This window comes from Chromatiales bacterium 21-64-14, from assembly GCA_002255365.1.
GTDB lineage: Bacteria > Pseudomonadota > Gammaproteobacteria > 21-64-14 > 21-64-14 > 21-64-14.
Map to the genome: position 1 here is coordinate 1 of NCBI01000066.1, position 8979 is coordinate 8979.

Sequence of the window (8979 nt, forward strand, 5' to 3'; positions counted from 1 at the left end):
GTTGGGCTTTAAATGTCCGGCCGAGTTGTTCACTCCGGATGATTTCGACTTCAGGCAGCATCATGCCGCACTTTTTGCACTTGGTCATTGAAACCGCCTACGAATATACTTGCTATACTCTTCGTTAATTACGAAGTAATGGTATCCCTATGATTAACTATAAGCATTTACATTACTTCTGGGCTGTCGCCCGGGAGGGAGGTGTCGCCAGGGCCAGCGAACGGCTGCACCTGACGCCACAGACCATCAGCGGACAATTGAGCCTGCTGGAAGACTATTTTGGCGTACCGCTGTTCGCGCGGGCCGGACGCAATCTGGAGCTGACCGAGACCGGTCGGCTGGTGTTGAGCTATGCCGACGAGATCTTTTCGCTCGGCGATGAGCTACAGGAAGTGATGCACCAATTGCCGGATGGACGCCCCCAGCTGTTCAAGGTTGGCGTGGTCGATGTGGTGTCCAAGTCCATCGCGCATCGAATTCTTCAGCCGGCGTTGCAGATACCCGTGCGGATGATCTGCCGCGAGGCTAGCTTCGATACGCTGCTGGCAGATCTGGCCGTGCACCGTCTTGATTTGGTGCTGGCCGATCGTCCCATCCCGCCCTTGGTCAGCACGCGGTGTTTCAGTCACAAGCTCGGCGAATGCGGTATATCTTTTTTTGCCACTAAAAAAGTCAAGAAAATGCTCAAGGGTGAATTCCCACGCTGTCTGGACGGAGCGCCATTGCTCCTGCCAACCATCGGTAATCAGTTACGTTCCCGCATTGACCAGTGGCTGGATAAAAATCGCCTGCATCCGCGCATGATTGCCGAATTTGATGACAGCGCACTGATGAAGGCCTTCGGCCAACAAGGGGCGGGGATCTTTATCGCGCCGGCTGCAATCGAGGCAGAGGTCGAATTGCAGTATCAAGCAATGGCGATTGGTCGGGTTGAAGAGGTGAAAGAATATTTCTATGCCTTATCGGTCGAGCGTCGGATCTTGCACCCTGTCGTCACTGTCGTGCTGAAGGCCGCACGCGAGTCGCTGTTTACTGATGATGAGGCATAAGCCGATTCCAATGAATGAAGATCTGAATCCTATCCCCACGGTGAAAACCGGCGTCTATAACGCCCCCTGGAAAAAAGAGCTTCGACAAGGTACTCACGCCGTTCGAAGAGTTTATTCACCGGGAAACCACCAGTGGTTTGTTGCTGATAGGTACGGCGATCCTGGCATTAGTGCTGGATAACGGGCCGTTGGCGTCCGCCTATCAACATGCAGTACACACACCTATCGGCTTCACTATCGGTAGTTGGTCGCTGGAAATGAGTCTGCATCATTGGATCAATGACGGACTCATGGCACTGTTCTCTTTTGTCGTCGGTCTGGAGTTGAAACGCGAAATACTCGTAGGTGAACTGGCAGAGTTGCGCAATGCCGCACTGCCGATAGGGGCGGCAATCGGCGGCATGGTGGTGCCGGCATTAATCTATTTCGCTATCAATCCGGAAGGCGATGCCGCACGCGGTTGGGGTATCCCCATGGCTACGGATATCGCCTTTGCCATCGGCGCGTTGGCCTTACTGGCGAGCCGTGTACCCAAGGCCTTGATCACTTTTTTTTGTAGCGCTGGCGATTGTCGATGTTTCAGCAGGGACTCACCACGCATGACTCGCGCTATGCGCTGACGCTGGCATTCACCACCTTCGTGCTGTTCCAGATTTTAAACGCCTTCAACGCCCGCGCGGAACACGGCACGTCCTTCAACGCGAGCTTCTTCCGCAATGGCAAACTCTGGCTGGCACTGGCGGCGGTGCTGGTGCTGCAAGCCGTGGTGGTGCACTGGCCGCCCGCACAGGACATCTTCAGCACCACGGGTCTGGAAATTCAGGACTGGTTCAAGGCCTTCGCGGTAGCGTTCAACGTACTGTTTCTGGAGGAGGCAAGAAAATCCTTGCTGCGAATGCTGCCGCGAACCCCTCAATCAGGCTCTTAACCTGCTAATGAACGGGACTTTGATAGCATCGTAGAAGCTAAATGTGTAAAGGCAAACACCGTGAGTGTGCTTGTGTTGCCCTGCAGTACATACCACTGACACCAGCAAGGCTACAGGCCTGGAATAATGATGTGAGCCCGATGGTCACCAGGGTGCATATATACCAATCAATCGTTGAGGTCGGGAGTAAGACGCAGCAGACGTTCGCTGCGCCATATCCTGACTACCTGCACCTGCTTTGGTTGACGCCGGTAGACGATGCGAAAGGGTGGTTGGATGAGCTCACGAAGAAAATCCTGACCGAACTCGGGTACCACACGCCCAATGTCCGGATGATCGGCGAGCGTACTGATCCGTTGAAAAATCTCCGCTATTAATCTTGTGCCCACATCCGGCACGCTTTGTTCCGCGTACCAAGCCCTTAGCGACTCAAGATCGGTGAGCGCAGACTCGGCAAAGCTAATGTGAACTCGAGGCATAGAACTATTTGAGGCCGAGCCTGGCCTTGGCCTTGGCAAGGGAGATTTCGCGTCCGGCTTCCAGGTCTGAGAGACCCTCCACCACCGCACGCATAAAGGAGCGCTCTTCTTCCGCGCTCTCATAATCGGCAACCGATTGGACTACCGCAACGCCTCGGCCACGACTGGTGAGAAGGACGGGGCGATGTGCTTCTGTCGTGTGCTTCACCACGCGACCGGGGTTGACCTTGAGGTCAGAGAGCGGAACCAAGTCTTCGGAAAATTTGATGCTCATGAGCGCCTCCACAGGCCCCGAATACAGGTCTCACAATAGCACCTGTTAATAGACCATTCAATAGAGCGAACAAGTGCCCCATCACTGGCGTAGGTGGCCACGGTGCTAGTGGCCGGCCGAAGGGTAACCCTTGGGCTACTTATACGGACGCAGCTCAATTCGAATTGCAATAATGAAATCAGGTAGCGGACAAATCAATTCAACGCTATAGCTGACCAACTGACGATTAATCAGTTGAACGAGGCAAAATCATAGCACGTAAAATTTATCTTAAACTATAATAAACAGATAGATACGCATCAATAAGGTGCAAGTTTCGTAATCAGTAGGTCGGCGGTTCGAGTCCTCTCGCCGGCACCATGAAAACCACGGCCTGGGAAGGCCCGCCTGGAGCGGGCTTTTCTGTGTGCAGGCCTACGGCACGCCCATTGACAACGTCCGAACGGTCGGCAAACGCGCCGCCCGGGCAAATCTCCGGACTTGGCACCATTCCCCTCGCTGCGGCACTATAGAGTGCGCCAACTCTTTCCGCGGAAACCCGGAGAGAATCGACGTTCCAGAGGAGGGCATGCACTTGAAGGGTTACCTAAAACTTGCCACCGCCGTATCGCTCGCCGCCCTGCCGTTCACAATCTGGGCGGGGACCGTCGACACCCATGGTGTCACCGGCCTCGAACCCGGGCTATGGTCGATGCACGAACAGGGGGTGGTACACGTCATGGGCACCCGCCACCCGTTCGAAAAGCAACTGCAGCAATGCTTGCACAAAGGGCAGGGCGTCAAGGCGACGATTCCATCGGGAAAAGGTCACTGCACGACCCACGAACGTACCGACCACAAAGGTGTGATGCACTGGACCATGGCATGTGCGGAATCCGGTGTGACCATGCATGGTAAAGGCTCGGTGCGTACTTCCGCCCACGCCTTCACCAGCCAGTGGCAGTGGGTCAGCGGCAATCCCGCGGCACCCCAGTACGTCGCCACCACGGATACAACCATTCAGGGACACCGCATCTCCGCGAGGTGTGGCGCCATCGGCCACTGACGCTGCGGGCCTACAGTTAAGACTAGCGCTCGTCAGAAACTAAGTGTGACGGCGGTGAGTCTGGCCCCATTGATATCATTGATCCGGAGCGCGGTGCCCCTGCGTGGGAGAGATCGACCTGCCTCACTGCACTCCGTAGAGCGGGCCGACCCCCTCGGGGCTCGCCCTCCCGCTGATGACGAACGCTACGGACCTACCGTAAAAAAAAGGCATGCCCAGATCCACATAGCCTGACGGGCCCGCCGAGGTTCCGGGGTCGTCGATATCATCGAACGCCATGTTGCTGAAATCCAACTGCTCGCTGTCGATGACCTGAATCTGGGTTGCGAGCGCGGATCCCAAGCCGACATTCGGCGTCAGCGTGACGGGATAGGAACTAAGTCCCGTCGGGGCGTAGTCGCCGCGACTGTTGATTGCGACACCAGACAGGGTCGCGAAATTAAGGTTCGAACCGCTATCGATAAATGAAGAACCGTAGATTTGACCCTGTAACGTTGCGGAGAAATCCCCGCTGGGATCGGCCTGCAGCATGGCGTATCCGCTGATGGAGTTGTCGGACTGGGTGCCGATGCCGAAGGTCAGAACCCCCGATGCCGTCGCCGCGCCCGTGCTCGGCACGCTTGGCATCTGCAGGATCACGCCGTTGTTGTCCACCAAAAACGCGGCGACAGGGTTGCTGACTTGCTGCGAGACCGGGATGTTGGCACTGGCAGTGGTAAGGGCGGTGCAGGAGGATGCACCGCAACTGTAATAGAGACCGGCATCGGAAACGAACGGCCCGATGCCCAGGATCCCGTTCCCGCCGATTCCCACGAGATTGCTCTCATCTGGGCCAGTTCCGGTGCATGAAGGAGAAGGGGCGGAGGGAAGTGATGGGTCGGCGATCAATTGTATCGGTATATTGGTAGTCGTCTTTTCCCCACCGATCTGCACACTCGCCTGGGCGACACTCCCCCACATGTAACCGTCCAGAAACGTGACGCATTCACCCATGTGTTCGCCTGGGGAGGAACCCGCATCCGGGGGCAGTACCAGCTGCGGCACGGCGGTCTTTAGGATGCGCAGACCATAGGAGCCCGTATCAACGACGATATGGTCGACCGACTCGCAGCTGCCGTTGGTGTCGCAGACCGTCAGGGTCACATACGGAATATTCGTCGTAGCCACGCCGGCGATGTCCGGATCCTGCATCACCGTGACCGTGACCTGATTGGCCGCGCTCGGACTGGATACTGCGCCGCTCGTGCCGCTCCCGCCGCCCCCGCCGCCCCCGCAGCCGGTGAGGGCCAGGGCAAGCGCAGCCAACAACGTCCGGTAGGTGGCGCGCACCCTCACGGCTGCACGCCGAGGCTCTGCAGGTCGATCCCGGCCGGGACCAAGTCCGGCACATACGCCGATCCGTAGTAATCGCGCATGTGTCCGCCCGAGTGAACGACCAATTGGCTGCGGTGCAGGTTGGTGGGGGAGCGACGCCGGCCGAGACGGCGCGCCCTCACCGCCGCGCGGTACTGGGGAAAGAAACCGCCGAGTAACCGGGAGAGATCGGGCATCGTCGTCCCCGACCAACGGATCGCGAAGATGATGCCCCCCGCGGAGAACTCATGCACTGCGACCCCGGTCGCGGTCACGATGAATTGATCCTGGACCTGCGCGCCGTTGGTGCCCAGGAGTTGACGCGCCTGAATCCGTGGCGTGCCGTCGTTCAGTGCAGTCGAGGCCGGCTGCCCAAGCGTCGCGAGCGTCACCGGGCTGAAGAGCAGAAGGATCAGCAATACGGTACAGCGCTGTACGAAGGGCATCCGCGTGAGTGAAGCAGCACGGATGTTGGGGTTCGATCTCACTTCAGCGCTATTGTAGTCCGACAAAGACGCTTTTCAAATCGGCGGGGCTGGGCCGTTTCATCGGCAACCGATGAGAATCCGGGAACTATCCTGCGTAACGGCGGCGAAGTCCGTTCCCGCCCGGCCACTGGGGGTTGCAAATAGCCCGCCCGCAACAATCACTGGGGTCAGACTCGTTCGATTCCATCCATCTTAGTTGACTCATTGATTAACCGAGGCACCGGGAAAGCCCGCGCGAGCCCGGCGGGGTCCGCGGTTCGACGTGTCGTGTCTGAACGTCCACAACGCGCTGCCGTTCATTGCCCGGAATCAAACCGGGCCAATGGGGTGGTTCCTGTAGATGGGGCTCCCATCATAACGGTGGCCATGCCCTTCGGTCGCCCGCAGATGCGACTGTCACTCTCGCCTACTGAAATAAATATTTTTAAAATCAATATATTAAAAGACCGTGACCGCCAAAATACCCTAAAAATATGGCGCAGAGTATTTTTATTGTTAGCAATAAAATTCCGGGAAAACTAAGCAGACCCGCCGGGACCGGCACGATGCCGGCCCCGGCGGCGGCTCACGGAGGTGGCGGCTGTGACTGCGGCTCCGTGGGGTAAACGGAGGCGGGCGGCGGGTTATTGGCAGGCGCGCTGGTGGCGGGCGCGCTGTAGGGTGGCGGGCTCTCGGTCCGCTGCCCGATGAAGTGGATCGGCTCCTGGCCGCGCAGCTGGGCCGGCGAGATCACGTAGGTACCATAGATGCTCGGGGTCCATACCGCTTCGGCGGCCGGCAGGTTGCCGCCCGACAGCAGGTAGGTGATCCCGCCGATGATACCGCCGGTCAACGCGTAAGCGACCTTGACGGCGCCGTAGGGCACCGAGACCAACCAGCTCGTCACCTGCATGGCGACGCCGGAGGGCGTACCGGTGTCGCCGTTGGCGGAATTGCCCGGATACGAACTCTGGCTCCATGCGGCTGAGACCAGCGTGAGGCTGATTGCGAAAGCCATCACCGTTGCCATCGCCGCCCCGGAGATCCGGCGCCCGATGGTCCGGTACCGGACCATGCCTCGTGGATCGGAATGCGTCATACCCATCGTCCTCCTGCGCGCGTGAATACTGTCGCGGTGCCTGGCCCGCGTTATCCATGAACAATGCGGGCTAGCATATCGACTCCATGGCGGCTGCGCCATGGGGAAGTGGCCCGGGACCAGAGGCGCCACCTGCCGGGACCCGGCCGCCGCCGGCGCGACGGGACGGCTCCCGGGCAACGCCGGTAACCGGCGCAGCGCTCGCCCCGGCGGGACATTGCATGCACGTTGCCAAACCGAGACTCAAAGAAAGCGGGCCGGGGTTCGCTTGTTTCGCCTTGACGTAGGGCGTGAATTTCACTACCCCCTGGTCCCAGTCGAATAAGGTGCGTAGCCAAGCCGGATTTTGACTCGCGAGTGGCCCATGCGCAAACACCCCGCCAGCTTCCCGGCCTGGGAGCGCGCTACAATGCCCTGCGCCGGGCATGGCGGCCGCGGGCCCGGTCCCGAAGCCGCGGAGCACCCTTGCCCCGGCCCACGGGCGCGTGGAATGGCTGCGCGCCAATGCGGCGGGGCTGGACCCGGATTGCGCAGCGGCGTTCGCCACCGGGGCATCAAGGCTCCGGGCGGCCCCCGAACAGGAACCCAATGGCCAAGGACTACATCTTCGTGGAGGACGCCCGTCAGAATAATCTGAAGGGCCTCACCCTCAAGCTGCCGCTCAACGAACTCATCGTCGTCACCGGCGTGAGTGGTTCAGGCAAGTCTTCTTTTGCCTTCGATACCCTCTACGCCGAGGGTCAGCGGCGCTACGTAGAGACCTTCTCCCCCTACGCGCGGCAGTTTTTGGACCGCATGGACAAGCCGCGCGTGGCACGGATCGACGGCATCCCGCCGGCCATCGCCGTGGACCAGACCAATCCGGTGCGCACGTCCCGCTCCACCGTGGGCACCATGACCGAACTCAACGACCACCTCAAGCTGCTGTTCGCGCGCGCCGCGCAACTCTACTGCCAGGGCTGCGGGCGCCCGGTGCGCCGCGACACCCCGGAGACCCTGTACCGGGAACTGTCGGCGCGCGCCGCGACGGCGCACGAGGGCAAGGCGCTAATCACCTTCCCGGTGACGGTCCCGGACAATTTCTCCGAGCAAGAGGTGCGCGAACTGCTGGCCCGCCAGGGCTATACCCGCATCCACCGCCAGGACGGCGCCGTGCTGGAGGTGGTGCAGGCGCGTTTGCGGCTGACACCCCAGCGCCGCGCGTCTATCGTCGAGGCCCTGGAGGCGGCACTGAAACAGGGTCACGGGCGGGTGGCGGTTTATCCGCTCGACGCCCACGGCGAGGCGCGCAGTCCATGGCGTTATTCCGCGGACCTGCACTGCGCGGAGTGCGATCTGCACTACCGGGATCCGGTGCCGAATCTGTTCTCCTTCAATTCCCCCATCGGCGCCTGTGCCACCTGCCGCGGCTTCGGGCGCATCCTGGGGATCGACTATGGGCTGGTGGTGCCGGACACGAACAAGACCCTGGCGCAGGGTGCGGTGAAGCCGTGGCAGACCGACAGCTACCGGGAGTGCCAGGGCGACCTGATGCGCTACGCACGCAAGCGCGGCGTGCCCACCGACGTGCCGTGGCACGCCCTCATCCGCGCGCAGCAGGAATGGGTACTGGAAGGAGAGGGATCCTGGAAAGACAAGTGCTGGTACGGGGCGCGGCGGTTTTTCGAATGGCTGGAGACCAAGAGCTACCGGATGCACATCCGGGTGCTGCTGTCGCGCTACCGCTCCTATGACCTGTGCCCGCAATGCCGGGGCGCGCGGCTCAAACCCGACGCCCTGCTCTGGCGCCTGGGGGATGCGGCGGATGCGCGCCGGGCCGGGATAACGAGGCCCGATCATCCGCCGGGCAACGGCGCGCCTGCGCGCACCAGCCTGCCGGGCCTGAATATCCAGGACGTGATGCAGTTGCCGATTAGCGCTGGCCACACGCTCTTCGATGCACTGCGCCTGCCGGCGCCCCTGGACGCGGCCACCGAACTGCTGCTGGCGGAGATCCGTTCCCGCTTGCGCTACCTGGTGGAAGTAGGCCTCGGCTACCTGACCCTGGATCGCCAGTCGCGCACCCTGAGCGGCGGCGAGGTGCAGCGCATCAATCTGACCACCGCGCTCGGCACCTCGTTGGTAAACACCCTGTTCGTGCTGGATGAACCGAGCATCGGCCTGCATCCCCGCGACATGGACCGGGTAATCGCGGTGCTGCACCGGCTGCGCGACGCGGGCAACTCCCTGCTGGTGGTGGAACACGATCGCCAGGTGATGCTCGCCGCCGACCGCATCCTGGATCT

At 60.7% G+C, this 8979-nt stretch carries 9 protein-coding genes and 1 pseudogene; 5 read left to right on the top strand and 5 right to left on the bottom strand.

Annotation, left to right across the window (positions count from 1 at the left end; genetic code table 11):
- The first annotated feature begins 149 nt into the window (after positions 1–149).
- From B7Z66_15230 to B7Z66_15240, 3 genes and pseudogenes are all read left to right on the top strand, one after another.
- Complete coding sequence (locus B7Z66_15230) at positions 150–1049, top strand: transcriptional activator NhaR (protein ID OYV74794.1); 900 nt, start codon at positions 150–152, stop codon at positions 1047–1049.
- A gap of 56 nt (positions 1050–1105) precedes the next feature.
- Positions 1106–1652: pseudogene (locus tag B7Z66_15235) on the top strand (hypothetical protein).
- Positions 1624–1977 carry a hypothetical protein gene (locus B7Z66_15240; protein ID OYV74795.1) on the top strand — a complete coding sequence of 118 codons (354 nt, stop codon included), beginning with the start codon at positions 1624–1626 and terminating at the stop codon, positions 1975–1977. The pseudogene B7Z66_15235 and the gene B7Z66_15240 overlap by 29 nt, the downstream one beginning before the upstream one ends.
- A gap of 167 nt (positions 1978–2144) precedes the next feature.
- On the opposite strand, the gene B7Z66_15245 is transcribed toward B7Z66_15240, so the two are convergent.
- Together B7Z66_15245 and B7Z66_15250 are read right to left on the bottom strand one after the other, a co-directional pair.
- Positions 2145–2456 (bottom strand): addiction module toxin RelE, encoded by a 312-nt coding sequence (locus B7Z66_15245; GenBank protein OYV74796.1) that lies wholly within the window; start codon positions 2454–2456, stop codon positions 2145–2147.
- Between the two features lie 4 nt (positions 2457–2460).
- Positions 2461–2730 (bottom strand): prevent-host-death family protein, encoded by a 270-nt coding sequence (locus tag B7Z66_15250; protein OYV74802.1) that lies wholly within the window; start codon positions 2728–2730, stop codon positions 2461–2463.
- Between the two features lie 568 nt (positions 2731–3298).
- Between B7Z66_15250 and B7Z66_15255 the strand changes: the two genes are divergently transcribed.
- Positions 3299–3775, top strand: coding sequence for a hypothetical protein (locus tag B7Z66_15255; GenBank protein OYV74797.1), 477 nt, complete (start codon positions 3299–3301; stop codon positions 3773–3775).
- 123 nt (positions 3776–3898) lie between these two features.
- On the opposite strand, the gene B7Z66_15260 is transcribed toward B7Z66_15255, so the two are convergent.
- From B7Z66_15260 to B7Z66_15270, 3 genes are all read right to left on the bottom strand, one after another.
- The gene (locus B7Z66_15260; GenBank protein OYV74798.1) at positions 3899–5104 is read right to left on the bottom strand and encodes a hypothetical protein; all 1206 of its coding nucleotides are present in this window, start codon (positions 5102–5104) and stop codon (positions 3899–3901) included.
- 2 nt (positions 5105–5106) lie between these two features.
- Positions 5107–5574 (bottom strand): hypothetical protein, encoded by a 468-nt coding sequence (locus B7Z66_15265; GenBank protein OYV74799.1) that lies wholly within the window; start codon positions 5572–5574, stop codon positions 5107–5109.
- Between the two features lie 607 nt (positions 5575–6181).
- Positions 6182–6670, bottom strand: coding sequence for a hypothetical protein (locus B7Z66_15270; GenBank protein OYV74800.1), 489 nt, complete (start codon positions 6668–6670; stop codon positions 6182–6184).
- Between the two features lie 612 nt (positions 6671–7282).
- Between B7Z66_15270 and B7Z66_15275 the strand changes: the two genes are divergently transcribed.
- Positions 7283–8979: excinuclease ABC subunit A (locus B7Z66_15275; GenBank protein ID OYV74801.1), on the top strand; the 1697-nt coding region annotated here is incomplete at its 3' end.